This is a genomic window from Vibrio harveyi NBRC 15634 = ATCC 14126 = KCTC 12724 (assembly GCF_001591145.1).
Classification (GTDB): domain Bacteria; phylum Pseudomonadota; class Gammaproteobacteria; order Enterobacterales; family Vibrionaceae; genus Vibrio; species Vibrio harveyi.
On sequence record NZ_BCUF01000187.1, the window covers coordinates 1 to 513 of the forward strand.

A 513-nucleotide genomic window follows, 5' to 3' on the forward strand; every position below is an offset into this window, starting at 1 on the left:
GGTGGTATGCGGATACATCGGTATTGCGTTGCTCACACCTTAACAGGGCGTTAGGCATCAAAGGTTACAAATGTACAGCTCGATATTGATACTATTGTATGGTTTTTGGGTTTCACTTGGTGCAGTTTCGGGTACTTGCACACAGGGAGATGATGGACGTTTTTATGCTTCGATAATGTATGGCTCAGTGCTGTTCATTCTCATCATGGTCAGGCTTCTTCGTGAAAATAGAGGTTTACAATTTATATGGATTACGCCCTTAGTTGCTATGTCGGTAACTTATTTCTGGGCACCTTTTGTAATTGAAACAACCATTGAAGGTCATCATTTGTGTGGCAAAGAGTTTGATTCTCATTTGGCAGAGTCTGATGTCTGGTCTAGAAGCATACCAACGCTTCATATTGTTTTCTCGTTGGCTATTTTCATGCTTTCATTTTGGAAGTTAATTAGGTGCAAAACGGGTAAGTAGTTTGTGGTGACAAGATGCCTAACAAACTGCTCAAGAGGGATTCG

Annotated in this window: 1 protein-coding gene; it reads left to right on the forward strand. The window is 41.1% G+C overall.

The genetic code is table 11. The annotated features are described in order from the left end of the window. Positions 1–70: 70 nt before the first annotated feature. On the forward strand, positions 71–469 hold the full coding sequence (locus tag VHA02S_RS25125; RefSeq protein WP_038899755.1) for a hypothetical protein: 399 nt from the start codon (positions 71–73) through the stop codon (positions 467–469). Positions 470–513 lie beyond the last annotated feature (44 nt).

Bases quoted from the DNA above. Each gene is read 5' to 3' on its own strand.
- VHA02S_RS25125 (WP_038899755.1), top strand. From the start codon at position 71: ATGTACAGCTCGATATTGATACTATTGTATGGTTTTTGGGTTTCACTT.